The organism is Microbispora sp. NPDC049125 (assembly GCF_040802045.1).
GTDB lineage: Bacteria > Actinomycetota > Actinomycetes > Streptosporangiales > Streptosporangiaceae > Microbispora.
The window spans coordinates 81558-98908 of record NZ_JBEZDW010000035.1 but is presented as its reverse complement, the minus strand read 5'-3'; the positions used below and the strand labels follow the sequence as shown (position 1 = coordinate 98908).

General features: G+C 71.6%; 19 protein-coding genes. 7 read left to right on the top strand and 12 right to left on the bottom strand.

Features of this window, described 5'->3' with window-relative positions:
• The first annotated feature begins 140 nt into the window (after positions 1-140).
• Positions 141-542 carry a F0F1 ATP synthase subunit epsilon gene (locus AB0B72_RS31480; RefSeq protein WP_367742892.1) on the top strand — a complete coding sequence of 134 codons (402 nt, stop codon included), beginning with the start codon at positions 141-143 and terminating at the stop codon, positions 540-542.
• A gap of 21 nt (positions 543-563) precedes the next feature.
• A complete protein-coding gene (locus AB0B72_RS31475; protein ID WP_367742891.1) occupies positions 564-962 on the top strand; it encodes a DUF2550 domain-containing protein in 399 nt (132 codons plus the stop codon).
• 193 nt (positions 963-1155) lie between these two features.
• Here AB0B72_RS31475 and AB0B72_RS31470 read toward each other — a convergent pair whose 3' ends face one another.
• The 8 genes from AB0B72_RS31470 to AB0B72_RS31435 form a co-directional block, all read right to left on the bottom strand.
• Positions 1156-1746, bottom strand: coding sequence for a cob(I)yrinic acid a,c-diamide adenosyltransferase (locus AB0B72_RS31470; protein ID WP_367742890.1), 591 nt, complete (start codon positions 1744-1746; stop codon positions 1156-1158).
• A gap of 44 nt (positions 1747-1790) precedes the next feature.
• Positions 1791-2393, bottom strand: a complete 603-nt coding sequence (locus AB0B72_RS31465; RefSeq protein ID WP_367742888.1) for a TetR/AcrR family transcriptional regulator — start codon at positions 2391-2393, stop codon at positions 1791-1793.
• A gap of 219 nt (positions 2394-2612) precedes the next feature.
• On the bottom strand, positions 2613-3230 hold the full coding sequence (locus AB0B72_RS31460) for a response regulator (RefSeq protein WP_367742887.1): 618 nt from the start codon (positions 3228-3230) through the stop codon (positions 2613-2615).
• Entirely contained in the window at positions 3227-4480 is a 1254-nt protein-coding gene (locus AB0B72_RS31455; RefSeq protein WP_367742886.1) for a sensor histidine kinase, read from the bottom strand. Before AB0B72_RS31455 ends, AB0B72_RS31460 begins: the two co-directional genes overlap by 4 nt.
• On the bottom strand, positions 4438-5283 hold the full coding sequence (locus tag AB0B72_RS31450) for an ABC transporter permease (RefSeq protein WP_367742885.1): 846 nt from the start codon (positions 5281-5283) through the stop codon (positions 4438-4440). The genes AB0B72_RS31455 and AB0B72_RS31450 overlap by 43 nt, the downstream gene beginning before the upstream one ends.
• Positions 5284-5307: 24 nt before the next feature.
• Positions 5308-6138 (bottom strand): ABC transporter ATP-binding protein, encoded by an 831-nt coding sequence (locus AB0B72_RS31445; protein ID WP_367742883.1) that lies wholly within the window; start codon positions 6136-6138, stop codon positions 5308-5310.
• A 307-nt stretch (positions 6139-6445) separates the two neighbouring features.
• A complete protein-coding gene (gene nucS, locus AB0B72_RS31440) occupies positions 6446-7117 on the bottom strand; it encodes an endonuclease NucS (RefSeq protein ID WP_367742882.1) in 672 nt (223 codons plus the stop codon).
• 85 nt (positions 7118-7202) lie between these two features.
• Positions 7203-7955 carry an SDR family NAD(P)-dependent oxidoreductase gene (locus AB0B72_RS31435; RefSeq protein WP_367742881.1) on the bottom strand — a complete coding sequence of 251 codons (753 nt, stop codon included), beginning with the start codon at positions 7953-7955 and terminating at the stop codon, positions 7203-7205.
• 250 nt (positions 7956-8205) lie between these two features.
• On the opposite strand from AB0B72_RS31435, the gene AB0B72_RS31430 reads away from it, so the two are divergent.
• From AB0B72_RS31430 to AB0B72_RS31420, 3 genes are all read left to right on the top strand, one after another.
• Positions 8206-8523, top strand: a complete 318-nt coding sequence (locus AB0B72_RS31430; protein WP_367742880.1) for an ATP/GTP-binding protein — start codon at positions 8206-8208, stop codon at positions 8521-8523.
• 79 nt (positions 8524-8602) lie between these two features.
• Entirely contained in the window at positions 8603-9307 is a 705-nt protein-coding gene (locus AB0B72_RS31425; protein WP_367742879.1) for an alpha/beta hydrolase, read from the top strand.
• A gap of 31 nt (positions 9308-9338) precedes the next feature.
• Positions 9339-10154 (top strand): alpha/beta fold hydrolase, encoded by an 816-nt coding sequence (locus AB0B72_RS31420; protein ID WP_367742878.1) that lies wholly within the window; start codon positions 9339-9341, stop codon positions 10152-10154.
• A gap of 184 nt (positions 10155-10338) precedes the next feature.
• Here AB0B72_RS31420 and AB0B72_RS31415 read toward each other — a convergent pair whose 3' ends face one another.
• Positions 10339-11634, bottom strand: coding sequence for a DivIVA domain-containing protein (locus tag AB0B72_RS31415; RefSeq protein WP_367742877.1), 1296 nt, complete (start codon positions 11632-11634; stop codon positions 10339-10341).
• A gap of 182 nt (positions 11635-11816) precedes the next feature.
• Positions 11817-12239, bottom strand: a complete 423-nt coding sequence (gene mce, locus AB0B72_RS31410) for a methylmalonyl-CoA epimerase (protein WP_367742875.1) — start codon at positions 12237-12239, stop codon at positions 11817-11819.
• Between the two features lie 127 nt (positions 12240-12366).
• Here mce and AB0B72_RS31405 point away from each other — a divergent pair, with 127 nt between their 5' ends.
• Both AB0B72_RS31405 and meaB read left to right on the top strand, forming a co-directional pair.
• Entirely contained in the window at positions 12367-13557 is a 1191-nt protein-coding gene (locus AB0B72_RS31405) for an acetyl-CoA C-acetyltransferase (protein WP_367742874.1), read from the top strand.
• A gap of 14 nt (positions 13558-13571) precedes the next feature.
• On the top strand, positions 13572-14531 hold the full coding sequence (gene meaB / locus AB0B72_RS31400; protein WP_367742899.1) for a methylmalonyl Co-A mutase-associated GTPase MeaB: 960 nt from the start codon (positions 13572-13574) through the stop codon (positions 14529-14531).
• A gap of 42 nt (positions 14532-14573) precedes the next feature.
• Here meaB and AB0B72_RS31395 read toward each other — a convergent pair whose 3' ends face one another.
• Positions 14574-15296, bottom strand: coding sequence for a DUF4230 domain-containing protein (locus tag AB0B72_RS31395; RefSeq protein WP_367742873.1), 723 nt, complete (start codon positions 15294-15296; stop codon positions 14574-14576).
• A gap of 95 nt (positions 15297-15391) precedes the next feature.
• Positions 15392-17290 carry a hypothetical protein gene (locus AB0B72_RS31390; protein WP_367742872.1) on the bottom strand — a complete coding sequence of 633 codons (1899 nt, stop codon included), beginning with the start codon at positions 17288-17290 and terminating at the stop codon, positions 15392-15394.
• Positions 17291-17351: the final 61 nt, after the last annotated feature.

Below are 17351 nucleotides of genomic sequence, written 5' to 3'. Positions count from 1 at the left end.
TTTTATTTGGGGGGGGAATCCGCGCGGCCCCACCCAATCCATACTTAAGCCCCGGCCTCCCCCCCCGCGGGGGGGGGGGGGCGCGCCGCGCCCCCCCCCCCCGGCCCCGACGTCGTCTCCTTGGAAGGGGAGCTGGGTAAGTGGCAAAGCTTCGCGTGGGCGTCGTGTCGCCGGAACGTGAGATTTGGAGCGGCGAGGCCGACATGGTCATTGCCAAGACCGTGGACGGCGAGATCGGTATTATGCCGGAACACGCTCCTGTTCTCGGTGTTCTCGTCGAGGGCGGTGTGCTGCGCGTCAAGCGTGGTGCCGAGGGTGACCTCGTGGCCGCGGTCCACGGCGGATTCATCTCCGTCGCCGACAACGAGGTGTCCATCCTGGCGGAGGCGGCCGAGCTCGGCTCGGAGGTCGACGTCCAGGCGGCCAAGGACGCGCTCCAGCGCGCCCAGGCCTCGATCGAGGCCGACCAGGAGAACGCTGACGCGCGGGCAGCGGCCAGGCGGGCCGAGGCCCGGCTGCGTGCGGCAGGCGAAGAGGTTTGACCCTATAGAAGGAGGGCGGCGTTGGCGGCGCTTGAGATATTCACGGGCGTCATCGCCGTGGCCCTGATCCTCGTCCTCCGAGGATTCGCCCTGGCCCGCAGCCGGGGCACCGTCGTCTGCCGGGTACGCGACGGGGCCGGAGGCTGGAAGGCCGGAGTAGCCCGCTACGTCGGCGGAGAGCTCCACTGGATCCCGTTCATAGGACTGCGACTGAGGCCGCGCCACGCTATCGCGAGGCGCGGCCTCACCGTTTCCACCCGCAGACGGCTCACCACCGGCGAAGGACCCGACGGGTACTGGATGGTCGACTGCTCCGCCGAGCGCGGCCCCCTGTCACTGGCCATGAGCGAGGACGCCCTCACCGGCTTCCTCGCCTGGCTCGAATCCGCCCCGCCCAGCGCCCACCTCGACGCTGCCTAGAATTGCGCTCGCTCCGCTCGCGCGGGCTCGGGGCGCCTTCGAGGCGCCGGTCGTGCCGAAGGCGCGCAATTGGGAACAGCCCTCGTCACGTCCTCGCTCGTTCCTCGCTGCGGGCGTTCCTCAGTCCAGACGCGGCCGCGCCCCTCGCGGGACGGTTGCTCGCCGTACGGCTCGGGGCGCGGGATTGGCTGGATCAGCGGGTGCCGCCGGGCTTCCAGAGGATCTCGTCGCCGCCGGCGGCGACCCGGCAGAAGATGAACATCAGGTCCGACAGCCGGTTCAGATACTTGGCCGTCAGCGGGTTCACGTCGTCGTGCGCCTCGATCGCCGCCCAGGCCGACCGCTCGGCCCGCCGTACGACGGTGCGGGCGAGATGGAGGGCTGCGGTGCCGGGGGTGCCGCCGGGCAGGATGAAGCTGCGCAGCGGCGCCAAAGACGCGTTGAACTCGTCGCACCGCTCCTCGATCCAGGCGATGTACGACTCCTCCACGCGTAGCGGCGGGAACTCGGGGGCCTCGGTGACCGGGGTGCACAGATCGGCGCCGACGTCGAACAGCTCGTTCTGCACCCGCGTCAGCACGGCGGCCACCTCATCCGGGACGCCTCCGGTGGCGAGAGCGAGCCCGATGGCGGCGTTCGCCTCCTCCACGTCGGCGTAGGCCGCCAGCCGGGGATCCGTCTTCCGGGTGCGGCTCATGTCGCCGAGGGCGGTGGTCCCGTCGTCGCCCGTCTTCGTGTAGATCTTGGACAGCACGACGGGCTTGTCGTTGTCGGCTCGGGTCATGACGCTCAGCGTAGTCACCGCGGTCACCCCGCGGGCGGCCCGCCTCAGGCGGTGAACGTCCGGCGGAAGACGTGCACGCAGGCGTCGATGAGCTCGTCGATCGAGGGAGTGGGGGTCGCGACCACCCATTCGATGAGCAGCTCGGTGATGGCCCCTATCAGGGCGAGCGCCAGCAGGTGCAGGTCGACCGGCAGAGCGTGCGGCAGATCCTGCACCGAATTTTCGATGATCTTCGTGAACGCGCCGACCGCGTGCTGGCGGGCGCCGGTCAGGACGTCGCCGGCACGGCGGACCTCGAGGTGCATGACGCGCGCTCGCCGTACGTCCTTGGTGACGAAACGGACGTACTCCCCGATCCCGGCGATGATCCGGTCGTCGAGCGTGGGGGACGCCTTGTCGATGGCCTCGTTCACCGACGCCAGCGTCTCCTCGACGCACCGCTCGTACACGGCGCGCATCAGGTCTTCCCGGCTGGAGAAGCACTCGTAGAAGGCCCGGTTGGAGATGCGGGCGGTCGAGCAGAGCCGCTCGATGGTGGTGGCGTGGAAGCCGGGATGTGCGAAGAGCGTGTAAGCCGCGCTGATCAGCCTCTCTCTCCGGTCGGCCAGCCTTTCCGCTGCCGACATCCCCCGGTAGTCACGTCCCACCACTATTCACCTCGCGCTGTCAGGGCCCCCAGAGCTGTCCATTATGAGCGCAAGATCCTTTATCCGGAAGTGCCATGAAATCGGGACTTCCCGCCTATGCCAAAGAGGGTGGACGACTTGACAGCCTCGTCAAGGCCGTCTTCAGTCGCTAGCGGTGACCTGCATAAATCGGATGCAATTGCATTTGACCGGGATCGATCTGAAAGCGATCTGAAAGTTTCATAGAAGGCCCCGGCTGAGGGCGGTCGTGACGGCGGCGGTGCGGTCGGACACGTCGAGTTTGCCGAACACGCGCAGCAGGTGCGTCTTGACGGTCGTCTCGCTGATGAACAGCTCCCTGCCGATCTCCGCGTTGGTCAGGCCACGCGCCACCAGCGCGAGCACCTCCGTCTCCCGTCTCGACAGGGAACTGGCCACGGGGGCCCTCATGCGGGTCACGAGTTTGGTGGCCACGGAGGGGGAGAGCACGGTCTCGCCCCGCGCGGCCGCGGCGACGGCGGTCAGCAGATCGGCCCTGCTGGTGTCCTTGAGCAGGTAACCCGCCGCCCCCGCCTCCACCGCGCGCACGATGTCCTGGTCGTTCTCGTACGTCGTCAGCACGACGACGCGCGCCTCGGGTCGGCCGGCGACGATGCGGGCGGTGGCGCTGACCCCGTCGCCTCCGGGCATCCGCAGGTCCATCAGGACGACGTCCGGTGTCAGCCTGGCGGCGAGCGCCACGGCCTCGTCGCCGGATCCGGCGTCGCCGACGACGGTGACGCCGGGGCCCGGCTCCAGCATCCCGCGCAGGCCTTCGCGTACGACGGGGTGGTCGTCGACGATGAGGACACGAATCATGAGTCAACACTCCTGAGGGCGGGGGTGCGCATGGTCACCCGAAGGGTCGTGCCGTTTCCCGGAGAGCTGTCGACGCCGAACGTGCCGCCCTCGTGCTCGACCCTCGTCCGCATGGCCCGCAGGCCGAACCCCTCGGCGAAGGCCACGTCGAAGCCGGCGCCGTCGTCGCGCACCCGCAACGTGACCTCGCCCTCGCCGTATTCGAGGACGACCCGCACCGAGGTGGCCGCGGCGTGCTTCCGCACGTTGGCCAGGCTCTCCTGAGCGGCCCGGATCAGCACCACGTCGACGGCGGCCGGCAGCGGCCACGAGGCGCCCTCGACGGTGAACGAGGCGTCGACGCCCACATCCTCGCCGAGCCTGGCGGTGACCCGGCGCAGCGCCTCCTCCAGTGTGAAGCCGTCCAGCGGCGCCGGGCTCAGCGCCGCGATCAGCGACCGTGCCTCGGCCAGGTTCTCCCGTGCGGTCCGTACGGCGAGGGCCAGGTGGCGGGACGGGTCCGCCTGGGCCTCGGCCGCCTGGACGAGCATGATGATGCTGGTCAGCCCTTGCGCGAGGGTGTCGTGGATCTCCCCGGCCAGCCGTTCGCGCTCGGCGAGCGCGCCCCGCTCGGCCGACAGCCGGGCGACCTCGGCCCTGCTGGCCTCCAGCTCGCCGATGAGCTCGGCGCGCTCGGCGCTCTGGTCGATGATCCCGCTGATCCACGGCCCGATGACGAGCGCGCACGTGAGGGCGACCGCGCTGAACCCGGCGAAGAACAGCAGGCTCGTCACGCTGCCGTCGAGGTGGATGAAGAACTGGAGCGCCGGCGCCAGGTTGAGCACCACGACGACCGTGATCGCGGCCCGCAGGCGCAGCATCATGAACGCCTGCGGCGACAGGGCGAACAGCAGGAACGACGTGGAGGGCACGAGGGCCGTGGCCGGCATGAACGTCAGGAGGATCAGGGCCCAGTAGAGCCACGCGCTCCGGGTGCCCTGGTCGTGCGCCTTGATGGCGGGCCGGCCCACGATCAGGTAGGCGGCGGCGTCCACTCCCAGAAGCCCGAGGGCGACGGCCCTGGCCAGGGCCGTCGGACCGTTGCCGGCCAGAACGAACAGGACCGTCACGACCAGGGAGAGCCCGAAGAGTGTCTCCCAGCCCCGTAACGCCTGCCAGGCGTGCTTCTCCTGGTCCAGATCGCACTGCGCCGCCCCGGCCGTCTGGGTCATCCGTCCCGCCGGCTCTTCCAGCGGAACGTCGTCATGCACAGGATGAGACCCCCCACGACCCAGGCGCCGAGCACCAGGGCCACCCGGCCCAGCTCGTAGGAGCCGGTCGTCTCCAGGGCGGCCCCCGCGTCGCCCAGGAAGACCGACCGGAACCCCTGGCACATCCACTTCAGCGGGAAGAAGGACGCGACGTTGATCACCCATGGGGGCATCTCGGTGAACGGGATGAACACCCCCGAGATGAACTGGAGCACCACGAACGGCATGCTGATCACGGCTGCCGCGCTCTTCGCCGAGCGGGGCAGGCTGCTGGCGGCGATGCCGAGCAGGGCCGCGGCCGACACGCCGAGCACGAACACCCAGGCGAACGTGGCCCAGGTCGGCACATCCCGGGGGAGGGTCAGGTCGTACATCAGCACGCCGATGACGAGCAGGATCAGCACTTCGAGGAATGCGATGACCAGGACACTGGCGACCTTGCCGATGAAGTACGCGGCCCGGGGCATGGGTGTGCCGGCCAGCCGCTTGAGCGTGCCGTCGTCACGGTCCCCCGCGATGCCGATGCCGAGGCTCTGGAAGCCGGCTCCCATGACGCCTGCACCGATGAGACCGGCCGTGTAGAGCTGGGAGACGGTGATCCCGGTCCCCTCAAGAGAGCCCGAGAAGATCGAACCGAACAGCACGAGGAGGATGATCGGGAAGGAGAACGTGAAGATGACGGCGTCCTTCTCGCGGAAGAACACCTTGATCTCGACCGCGGCGCGGGCCAGGCCGAGCCTGAGGGTCGACGGCAGGGGGACGGCGGCGGCCGTGGGAGTGACGGCCGCGACGGTTTCAGTCATGGGGCAGGCCTTCGCTTCGGGGGGTCAGGAGGGTTGCTCGATGAGCCGGAGGTAGACGTCCTCCAGCGTGGGGCGGGTGACGGTGAGCCCGGGGATCTCGCCGTCGAACCGCCGGCTGAGCTCCAGCACGGTCTTCGTCGGGGTGTCGGTCTCGACCGAGCCGTCCGCCCACGTCACCCGGGCCTTGGCGGTGGCCCGGCCCCCCAGGTTGGCGGGGTCGCCCAGCGCCACCATCTGGCCCCGTGCGATGACGGCGACCCGGCCGGCGAGGCTCTCCGCCTCTTCCAGATAGTGGGTGGTCAGCACGATCGTCGTGCCGTCGTCGGCCAGGCCCTCGATGAGCTCCCAGAACTGGCGGCGCGCCTCCGGGTCGAAGCCCGTGGTCGGCTCGTCGAGGAACAGCAGCTCCGGGCGCCCGATGACGCCCAGCGCGACGTCCACGCGCCTGCGCTGGCCGCCGGAGAGCTGGCGGATGCGCTTGCCCGCGCTCTCGGTGAGGCCGACCTTCGCGATGAGTTCCTCCGGGTCGCGCGGGTCGGCGTAGTACTTCGCGAAGTGCCGCAGGGTCTCGCGGACGCTGAGCTCGGCGGCGTCGGTCGCGGTCTGCAGCACGATGCCGATGCGGGACCGCCAGTGCCGGTCGGCCCGCGCCGGGTCGGTGCCCAGCACGCTGACCTCACCGGAGTCGCGGCTGCGGTAGCCCTCGAGGATCTCCACCGTGGTGGACTTGCCCGCCCCGTTGGGGCCGAGGATGGCGAAGACCTCCCCCTGCTGGATGTCAAGGTCGAGACCCGCGACCGCCGGCACGTCGCCGTACCGCTTCGTCAGCCCTCGTACATGTATCGCCTGAGTCATGCCTCAAGGATCCTGGGGAAAGCACCATCGGGACACCCCCGGCTGGAGGAACGCCCTGTCCTCCGTTCGATGGACACCAGGGCGCGTTCGTCGATCAGTCGGTCGCGATCCAGAGCCGGTAGGCGTGGGGCGCCTCGGCGACCGCTCCGAGAACCGCGACGGCCACCAGGACCGTCAGGGCGGCGACGACGGCCGCCCTGGCGGCGGATCACCGGCGACCGGGCTCACGCATATGGGCCGGGCCGGGCCGGCGAAGGCGCCAGAGGAGCGCTTGGAGCAGAGCCCCGAGGAGCGCGGCGGGCACGGCCTAGAAGAGCGTGTCGGCGCGTTCGATGCCACGCAGCGTGTCGTAGTCGAGCGTGACGCACTCGATCCCGCGATCACGGGCGAGCACCCGGGCCTGCGGCCGGATCTCCTGGGCCGCGAAGATGCCCTTGACCGGAGCGAGCAGCGGGTCGCGGTTGAGCAGCTCCAGGTAGCGGGTGAGCTGCTCGACGCCGTCGATGTCGCCGCGCCGCTTGATCTCGATCGCCACGGTGGCGCCGGTGTGGTCGCGGCAAAGGATGTCCACGGGACCGATCGCCGTCATGAACTCCCGGCGGACCAGCGTCCAGCCGTCGCCCAAGGTGGTGATGTGCTCGGCGAGCAGCTCCTGCAGGTGCGCCTCGACGCCGTCCTTGACGAGCCCCGGGTCGATTCCCAGCTCGTGGCTGGAGTCGTGGAGGATCTCGTCGATCGTCAGGATCAGCTTCTCGCCGGTCTTGCCGTGGACGACCGTCCAGGTGAGCACGCCGTCGAGGGTCTCCTCGCGCAGCTTGCACGGCGGGTTCATCCAGTTCAACGGCTTGTACGCCCGGTCGTCCGCATGGATGGAGACCGATCCGTCCGCCTTCATCAACAGGAGCCGGGGCGCCATCGGGAGATGGGCCGTCAGCCTGCCCACGTAATCCACGCTGCACCGCGCGATGACCAGCCGCATGGAGGCCAACCCTACCGGCGCCGGTGAGCGCGGGTGGCCTTCTGGGAGACTGCGGCTTTCGGTCGCCGTGGGCCGGTGCGGCGGGCTACGGCATCCACTTGCCGCCCGCGACGTCGATCGTCAGCCCGGTCAGCCACGAGGAGGCGTCGGAGGCGAGGAAAGCCGTCACGTTGGCCACGTCGAGCGGGGTGCCGAGGCGGCCGAGCGGATGCTCGGCGAGCATGCGGTCCTTGAACTCCGGCGGCACCCGCCCCTCCAGCCGCTCCGTCATGATCGTTGACGGGGCGACGCAGTTGACCCGGATACCGCACGGGCCCAGCTCGTGTGCCAGCTGCCGGGTCAGCGCGACCACGCCCGCCTTGGCCGCCGTGTACGCCACCGAGGCGGGGGTCGGTGTGCGGGCGGCCAGCGACGACATCGTGATGACGGAGCCGCCGCGCCGCTCCCGCATGCCGGGCAGGAAACTCTTGATGACCAGGAACGTCGAGGTCAGGTTGGCGTCCAGCGTGGCGTGCCAGTCTTCCTCGCTCATCTCGTCGATCGGCCGCGGCCTTCCCACGCCGCCTCCGGCGAAGATCGCCAACACGTCCACGGGGCCGAGCCGCCGCTCCGTCTCTTCGCGCATCGCCTCGACGGCCGCGAAGTCGGTGGTGTCGGCGGCCAGGCCGATCGCCGTACCCTCGACGTTCTTCACGGCGGCGTCGATGGCGGCCGGATCGCGTCCGCTGACCACGACCCGCATGCCCTGAGCGGCCAGGACGCGGGCGGTCTCACCGCCGATGCCCCCCGAGCCGCCGGTGACCAGCGCGACCTTGCCTGAAAGGTCCGGATAACTCATGGCTTCGTCTCCTCCCTCTGCATGTCCTCACGATCGCCGACACGGCGGTCCGGCGAATCCGCCGCAGGGCCTATCGCCTGGTACGCCGGCAGGAGTGCCGGGCTGAGCCGGAACTACACCACGGACGCCCCGGCCCGCCATCCACGGCGACGGCTCCGCACGAGCCCGGGACCGGAGGACGGGCGGCCTGGAAGAATGAGGGCCCGTCTCCCGTTCTGCCTGGTATGAGCCCCCCGGAAGGACCGCCGCCATGAGCCCCCGCCGCGCCCGGCGTCTCGACCCGTACGAACGCCCCGGCGGTCGCGGCGCCGTACGGCCCGTCGGGTCCGTGCCCGGGGTGGACCGCGTGGAGAGCTCGCCCGACGGCGACTGGGTGGTCCGGGCCGTGCCGGGCGGGGCCCCGGGCAAGGACTACCGGTGCCCGGGGTGCCAGCAGGAGATCCGGCCCGGCCTGCCGCACATCGTGAGCTGGCCCGCCTGGACGGGCGGCGAGGACGAGCGGCGGCACTGGCACACGGCCTGCTGGCGGAACCGGGTCAACCGGGGCCCGGGGCGCAGCCGTTACTGACGCGGCCCCCGGACGGGCCGATCGGCGAGCCCGGATACTGTTGGATCCCGGCATGAAGATCAAAGGGGTTTGAGCGGGTATGGACATCAGGGCGTCGACCGTGCTGCCGGCCCGGCGCGAGGACATCGAGCTGCACACCGCGGACGGGCTGACCCTGGTGGGGGAGGTCGCGCTGCCCGAGAGCACGCCGCCGGTCGCCACGCTGGTGTGCCTGCATCCGCTGCCGACGCACGGCGGCATGATGGACAGCCACGTGCTGCGCAAGGCGTCCTACCGCCTGCCCGCTCTCGCGGGCCTCGCGGTGCTGCGCTTCAACACCCGGGGCACGACCTCCGAGCGGGGCACCTCGCAGGGCGCCTTCGACGAGGGGGAGGGCGAGCGGTTCGACGTGGCCGCGGCGCTGGAGTACGCCGAGTTCCACGACCTGCCCCACCCCTGGCTGCTCGGCTGGTCGTTCGGCACGGAGCTGGCCCTGAAATGGGGACACGACCCGCTCGTCGAGGGCGCGATCCTGCTGTCCCCGCCGCTCAAGCGCGCGACCGACGACGACCTCGACGCGTGGGCCGCGTTCGGCCGCCCGCTGGTCGCCCTGGTGCCGGAGTTCGACGACTACCTGCGCCCCGAGGAGGCCGTACGGAGGTTCGCGAGGGTGCCCCAGGCCGAGGTCGTCGGCGTTGAGGGAGCCAAGCACCTGTGGGTCGGCGAGCCCTATGTCCGCACCGTGCTCGACGAGGTCGTCAAGCGGCTGAACCCGGCGGCGGCTCCGCTTCCCACGGCGGTGTGAACGCCGGCCCCGCCATCCGCATCGCGAATCGGTGACGAACGACGGCAACCGGCTGACCGCGCGTTACGGTGACCAGATGCAGCTTTACGCGCGATCCGCCGGAAGCGGCCTGCCTGTCGTCCTGCTCCACGCCTTCCCGCTCTCGTCCGCCATGTGGCTCGCGCAGCGTGAGGGCCTCGCGTCCGTGTGCCGGGTGGTCACCCCGGACCTGCGCGGTTTCGGCGGGTCCAGGCTGGGGGAAGAGGAGCCGTCGATCGACGCGATGGCCGACGACGTGGCCCAACTGCTCGACCAGGAGGGCATCGAACGGGCCGTGATCGGCGGGCAGTCGATGGGCGGCTACGTGACGATGGCGCTGTGCCGGCGGCACCCGGACCGGCTGCTCGGCGTGATCCTCGCCGACACCAAGGCCACCGCCGACTCCGACGCCGCCCGGGCCAACCGGGAGCGGATCGCCAAGGCGGTGCTGGACGACGGCACGGCGATTCTGGTGGAGGAGTCGCTGCCCACGCTGATCGGGGCCACCACCAAGGAGCGCAGGGGGATGGTCCAGGGCCGGGTGCGCGGCCTCGTCCAGGCGGCGCCGCCCGCCGCGGTCGCGTGGGCCCAGCGGGCGATGGCGGCGCGTTCCGACTCGTTCGGCACGCTGCGGTCGCTCCAGGTGCCCGCCCTGGTGATCGTGGGCTCGGAGGACGAGTTGTCCCCGCCGTCCGACGCGGAGGCCATGGCCCAGGCCATCCCGGAGGCGAAGCTGGCCGTCATCGACAAGGCGGGGCACCTGTCCGCCGTCGAGCAGCCGGAGGCGTTCAACCGCGTCGTCTCGGATTTCGTCACGTCCCTGCGGTGACGCCTCAGCCGTGAGGCGGCGCGGGCGACCGGAAATCGCCGCCGCGTGCGTCCCGCGGCGCTGCCGGAACCGCGGCGCTGCCGGAACCGCGGCGACTGGGAGTCCTCGCAAAGGAAACGGGGCCCGGTGCGAACACCGGGCCCCGCTCACGTAGCCGTCGCCAACTCCCCGAATGCGTCAGTGGCTACTCCTGCCACCACTCGGCGTCGTCGGTGCTCTTCGAGACCGGCTCGGCCGGAGGAGCGGAGACGACGGGCTTTTCGACGACGGGCGGCGCCGCCGACAGGGCGGGCTTGGCCGGGGCCGCCGCGACGGGCGCCGGCTCGGGCTCCATGCCCGGCAGCGCGGCGCCGCCGAGCAGCTGCCGCAGCTGGGCGAGGTGGCTGGTGATGCTGTCGCGCTGGCGGGTGAGCTCGTCCACCTGCCGCTGCATCGAGCTGCGCGTGCGCTCCGCCTCGTTCTTCGCGTCGGTCACTATCGAGTCGGCGCTCGACTTGGCGTCGGCAACGAGCTGGTCGGCGTTCTTGCGCGCGTTGGCGAGCAGCTGCTTGGCGTGGGTGTCGGCCTCGCGGCGGGTCTGCTCCGCCTGCTGCGTGGCCTTGGCGGCCCGCTGCTCGGCGGTGGCGGCCCGCTGCTCCGCCTCGGCGACCAGCTTCTGCGTGTTGGCCTGCGCGGTGGCGTGGCGCTCGGCCTCCTGGCGCTCGGCGTCCTCGCGCCGGGCGGCGAGCTGGATCTCGAACTCGGCCTCGTCCTGCGCCCGCTTGGCCTCGGACTCCTCAAGGATCCGCTGCGCCTGGGCCCGCATCTCGTCCGCCTGGCGCTTGGCCGTGGTGAGGACCTCGTCGCGCTCACGCTTGGTCGACGCCCGCAGCTGTGCGACCTCGCGCTCGGTGGTGGTGCGCAGCTTGGCGATCTCGCGCTCGGCGTCCGCCCGCTTCTCCGCGACCTCGTGGTCGGCGGTGGCGCGGATCTTCGCGACCTCGCGCTCGGTGGTCGCGGTGAGCTCGTCGGCCTCGCGGCGCGCGGTCGAGCGGATCTCCTCGGCGTCGCGCTCGGCGGTGCTCCGCATCTCCTCGACCTCGCGAGTGGCGAGCGCCCGCTTCTCGGCCGCCTCGTTCTCGGCGGCGGCGCGAAGGTCGGCGGCGTCCACCTTGGCGGCGGCCCGGATCTCGTTCGCCTCGGACCTGGCCGCCTGCACCAGCTCGGTCGCCTGCTCCTCAGCGAGACGCAGCAACTGCTCGATGCGGGCGCCCAGACCTGAGTACGTCGGCCGCTCCTGCTCCTGGAGCTGGCGCTGGGAGTCGGACAGGTCCCGCTGGAGAGCGGTGACCTGCTCCTTGGCCTGACGCAGTTCGGTGTCGAGCGTCTTCAAGTGGTCGTGGACCTGGTGCCGGTCATAGCCCCGGAGCACCACGTCGAATTCCCGAGAAGGGGCGTCTTCGAAGAAATTGTTGAGCTGGGCGTCGATGTCGGACTGCATGAGGCTCGATCCTGGTTGTCGAGACGGCTACAGGGGGGCCGGACGGGGGGTCGGACATCCGAGGCGGGTGCCGTACGGCTACCACGTCCGGTGGTAGGCAGCGTACTCCGGTACTGCCGCGTTGGAGGCCCCCTCCGACTTTCTGCGCTACTTGTTACGTATGAACCTTTCTTGCGTTCGGATCAGCGTCGTGATGTCTCGACCAGCTCAGTGAGGACTCCCCCCACGTCCTTAGGGTGCAGGAACGCGATGGAGGCGCCCATCGACCCGTGCCGGGGCCGCTCGTCGATCAGGCGGACGCCCTTCGCCCCGATGTCCTCCAGGGCTTTGGTTACGTCCGCCACGCCGTACCCGATATGATGCACGCCCTCGCCCCGCTTGGCGAGGAACCTGCCCACCGCTGTGTCGCGGTGCAGCGGCTGGAGCAACTGGACGTAGGACGCGCCCGCGTCGCCGTCCGCGACATGGAGCATGGCCTCGCGGACGCCCTGCTCCTCGTTCACCTCGCGGGCGACCACGGTGAGCCCGAACACCGACTCGTAGAAGCCGATCTTCTCCTCCAGGTCGTGGCAGGCGATGCCCACGTGGTCGATTCTCAGCAGCATGCTTCCTCCAGGCTTCCGTTTAAGTGCACTTCAGGTGTTATCCGGTGATGCGGGCCGTGCGAGGGCTGGCGGGATACTCATGGGTATGGTGACAGCGTCGCCCTGATCCCGTCATGGAGGCCCCCAAATGTCTGCTTCCGTCATCGTCGCCGGAGCGCGCACGCCCATCGGCCGTCTCCTGGGCTCGCTCGCCGCCCTGCCGGCCGTCGAGCTCGGCGGCATCGCCATCGAAGCCGCCCTGTCCCGCGCCGGCGTGTCGCCCGACCAGGTCCAGTACGTGATCATGGGGCAGGTCCTGCAGGCCGGGGCGGGACAGATCCCGTCGCGGCAGGCCGCGGTGAAGGCGGGCATACCCATGACCGTGCCCTCGCTCACGATCAACAAAGTATGCCTCTCCGGCCTCGACGCGATAGCCCTGGCCGACCAGCTCATCCGGGCCGGCGAGTTCGACATCGTGGTGGCCGGCGGCATGGAGTCGATGACCAACGCGCCGCACCTGCTGCCCGGCCTGCGCAAGGGCGTCAAGTACGGCGGCACCGGCGTGGTCGACTCGATGGCGCTCGACGGGCTCACCGACGCGTTCGACCAGATCGCGATGGGGGAGTCGACCGAGCGTCACAACGCCAGGCTGGGCCTGACCCGGGAGGAGCAGGACGAGCTCTCCGCCCGGTCGCACCAGCTCGCCGCCAGAGCGACCAAGGAAGGCCTGTTCGACGACGAGATCGTCCCCGTCCCGCTTCCTCAGAGGAAGGGGGAGCCGATCCTCTTCTCGGCCGACGAGGGCATCCGCCCGGACACCACGGCGGAGACGCTCGCGAAGCTGCGGCCGGCCTTCACCGAGGACGGCACGATCACGGCGGGCTCCGCCTCCCAGATCTCCGACGGCGCCGTCGCGGTCGTCGTCATGTCCCGCGCCAAGGCCGAGGAGCTGGGCCTGGAGTGGCTGGCCGAGATCGGCGCCCACGGCAACGTGGCCGGCCCGGACAACTCGCTGCAGTCCCAGCCCGCCAACGCCATCGGCCAGGCACTCCGCAAGCAGGGCCTCACCGCGGACGATCTCGACCTGGTGGAGATCAACGAGGCGTTCGCGCAGGTCGTGCTCCAGTCCGCCAAGGAGCTGGGCGTTCCGCTGGACAAGGTCAACGTCAACGGCGGCGGCATCGCGCTCGGCCACCCGATCGGCGCCTCCGGCGCCCGGATCGTGCTGACCCTGGCCCACGAGCTCAGACGGCGCGGCGGCGGGCTCGGCGCGGCCGGCCTGTGCGGCGGCGGCGGACAGGGCGACGCCCTGATCATCCGGGTGCCGTCCCGGCCGTGAACGTCCCCAAGGCCATGGACGTACGGGAGCTCGTGGACCAGGCCCGGCAGGGGCGGCCGCGCGCGGTGGCGCGGCTGATCTCGCTGGTCGAGAACGCCGCCGGATCACCGGCGCGAGCGGGTGAGCTCCGCGAGGTCATGGCGGAGCTGGCCACCGGGACGCGCAAGCCGTACGCGGCGCGGGTGATCGGCCTGACCGGTTCGCCGGGGGTCGGCAAGTCCACCGCCACGGGGATGCTCATCCGCGCCTTCCGCCGGCGCGGCGTCCGGGTCGGCGTGCTCGCCGTCGACCCGTCCAGCCCGTTCACGGGCGGGGCGCTGCTCGGCGACCGGGTGCGGATGCAGGACCACGCCACCGATCCGGAGGTGTTCATCCGCAGCATGTCGAGCCGCGGCCACCTGGGCGGGCTGGCCTGGGCCACCCCCCAGGCGCTGCGGGTGCTCGACGCCGCCGGCTGCGAGGTGATCCTGATCGAGACCGTCGGCGTCGGCCAGGCCGAGGTCGACGTCGCGCGGATGGCCGACACGACCGTCGTCCTGCTCGCCCCGGGGATGGGGGACGGCGTCCAGGCCGCCAAGGCGGGGATCCTCGAAGTCGCCGACGTGTTCGTGGTCAACAAGGCCGACCGGGACGGCGCGCAGGCCACGGTGCGCGAGCTGCGCACCATGGCGGGCCTGGGAGAGGCGCCCTGGCGGCCCCCGATCGTGACCACGGTCGCCTACAAGGGCGAGGGCGCCGACGACCTGCTCGCCGCGCTGGACAAGCACCAGGCGTACCTGGAGGAGTCGGGCGAGGCGCGCAGGCGGCGGCTGGCCCGGGCGCGCGACGAGATCGAGGCCATCGCGCTCGCCCAGCTCCGGTCCAGGTTCGCGCACCTGCACGGGGACCGGCTGGACGCGCTCGCCGAGCGGCTGCTCGGCGCCGCCACCGACCCCTACGCCGCCGCCGACGAGCTCATCGCCGCCCTGGCCTGACCCCCGTCCCCGTACGGCTCTCGCATCCCGGCGGCCGACGGGTCAGGGCTGGTCGTCGTACTTGATGACGACCGTGGTGAAGCCGAGGGACTTCAGCATGCCTTCGAGCATGGCCTTGGTGTTCTGGTCGGCCCTGTTGCGCAGGTCGCTGGCGACCGCCGCCTCGCCGATCTTCCTCTCGGCCAGGAGATAGAGCTCCTGCTGGTTCTGCGGGGACGACGACAGCACATCCGAGATCCGGTCGAAGATGCCCCTCTGCTGGGCGAAGACGTACGACCGCTTGTTGTCCAGGTTGGGCTTCTCCAGCGCCGCGTGCGGCAGCCGGACGGTCACGGTCTTCCGGTCGGCGGAGACGGTGATGGCGTCCTTCGGCAGTGAGGAGAAGTCCACGTAGGCGTCCACGTTGCCGGCGCCGACGAACAGCGTGCGGGTGCCCTTGATGGCGTCCGGCAGGAAGTTGGCGTCCTTCTCCAGGTCGACGACGACCTGGAAGTTGCCGGTGGCGGCCTCGAACCGGCTGAGGTTCTGCATCGACTGCAGCAGCACCGGGCCGCTGCGGTCGATGCTCTGCTCCCCGAGCGGGTTCAGGTAGGTGTAGGCCAGCCGTGCGCCGACGCCGAGTATGAGCACCACGGCCAGCAGCCCGGCGAGCCAGCGCCAGCCGCGTCCGGAGCGGCGTGCGGAGGCCGGGAGGGGCTGCCCCCCGGCCTGGGCGCCGGCGCCGTCAGGGGCCGGTGCGGAGACGGATCGTGTCTGTCGGTCCACAAAGGGGAATCTTCCCTTGAATCACCCGATCTCACCTAGCCTTCGCCGTGGCGGGCCGTTCCCACAGGTCAGCTCGTCAAGATAGTCGTGCTCGCTCAGCCGGAACCGCCGTTCGCGGGAGGCGGGACCATCACCGGCGCCTGCGCGGGCCCCGGGCGGGAGGCTCCCGTCACGCCGTAGGCGGAGCCGTCGCGTGGGCCGGAGCCGTTCCGCCGGCCGGAGCCGTCACGGGGGCCGGAGGCGTTCCGCCGGCCGGAGCCGGGGCTCGCGGGATCGCCGGCGGCCTGCGCGGCCTCTCCTTCCGTACCGGGCGCCGCACCGGTGCCGGGCACTGAGCCGGGCACTGAGCCGGGTACTGAGCCGGGCCTCGAACCATGCCCACGCCCCGAGCCGTGCCAGGAACCGCGCCCCGCACCGGCTTCCGGCCCTCGTCCGGAGCCGCGCCACGAACCGCGCCCATGACCGTGCCCACGCCCCGAGCCGCGCTCCGAGCCGCGCCCCGAGCCGGGCCACGAGTCACGCTCGGAGCCGTGCCATGAATCACCCGGACCGGGCCATGAACCCGCTCCCGTGCCTGGCCAGGGATGGAGACGGTCACCCGGCATGCCGGGGTACCCGCCGGGCCCCGCTCCCGGAACCGTGCCCGGCGTCGGCGTCGCGCCGGGCATGCTGGGGAAGGCGCCGGGCGTCTGGCCGGGCCCCGGGCTGGGAGACGCCGTGGGCGAGGCCGGATAGGCCGGGCTCGGCTCCACGGGATAGACGGGCGCGTACACCGGGGTGGGATTCACCGGATATCCGGTCATGTTGGGGTCGGCGGGGCGGGTGCCGCCGCCGAAGTGCCTGCTCTGCAGCCCGCAGGAGACGAAGTCGGAGTAGAACATGCGCAGCCAGTCGCGACGCTGGGCCTCGGTCAGCTCGGAGAACCACACCGCGGCGTACCGGTGCTCCGGGAGCGGCCCGCCGGGCAGCGGGTCGCCGCGCAGCCACGTGACCACGATGGCGCGGTAGCCACTCGCGACCGTCCCGGGGCAGGGCTTGGCCAGCCGGTCGAGGAATTCGGAGGCGGCGCGCTGGGCGAATCCCGGGCTCAGGTCGTCGAGGTGGATGGCGACGATCCCGGGCACGGCACGGCCGCCGTCGCCGTCGGCGCGCTGCTCGACCCGCTTGAAGGCGGCCGGGGTGTCGGCCAGCCTCCCGGCGAGGGCGGTGAAGACGACGGCCAGCTCGGCCAGCCCCGCGCGCATCGCGCTCTGCACGCAGACGCGGATCGGCCACTCCTGGCAGGTGTAGACGCGCTCGCTCGCGACCATCGTCTGCGGCTCGGTGACCAGTCTGGCCGCGCCGGTGCCGGCGGCGAGCACGGCCACCACCGCGGCGGCCAGCGCCAGGGTCCGCCGGGTCACCAGCGCCACCCAGCCGAGCAGCAGCGCGGCGCTGAGGCCGACGAGCCACAGCGTCTGGTCGGTGAACGCCGTCTGGCCGGAGCCTCCCAGCAGGTCGTACGGCCGCCGCGTGGCCGGCGCGAGCCGGTCGGTCCAGCTGGAGGCGTCCGCCAGCCAGGTGAACAGGCCGTACGTGCCGAAGCCGGCCAGCACCGGCGTGACCGCGAAGGGCAGCAGCCAGCCCACGATCCAGCCGACCACCACGTACAACGCGAGCCCGGCCACGCACATCGTCAGCCCGCCGGGCACGACGGAGCCGGACTCGTCGGTCAGCACGGCGCGCAGCCCGACGAGCAGCACCGTCGCGCCGAACGAGCCCGTGGCGAGCGCGAGGATCGCCAGGGGCGCCTTCGCGGCGCGCCACGGCGTCAGCGTGCGCCCGCGCTCGGCACGGCGCCTGCGCACCGCGACCCACGACGCGAACGCCGCGGCCACCGGCCCCGTCATGCGCAGCGAGCCGATGACGGCCGCCACTATGTCGTCCCAGTCCATGAAACCGGGAATGAGGACGCTCCACGCGGCGACGAGCCCGAGCGCAAGCAGCACGGTCACCCCTATGACCGCGCCGTGTCTCAGCTCCCCGCGTGAACCGCCCCTGTGGTCACCCACAGCC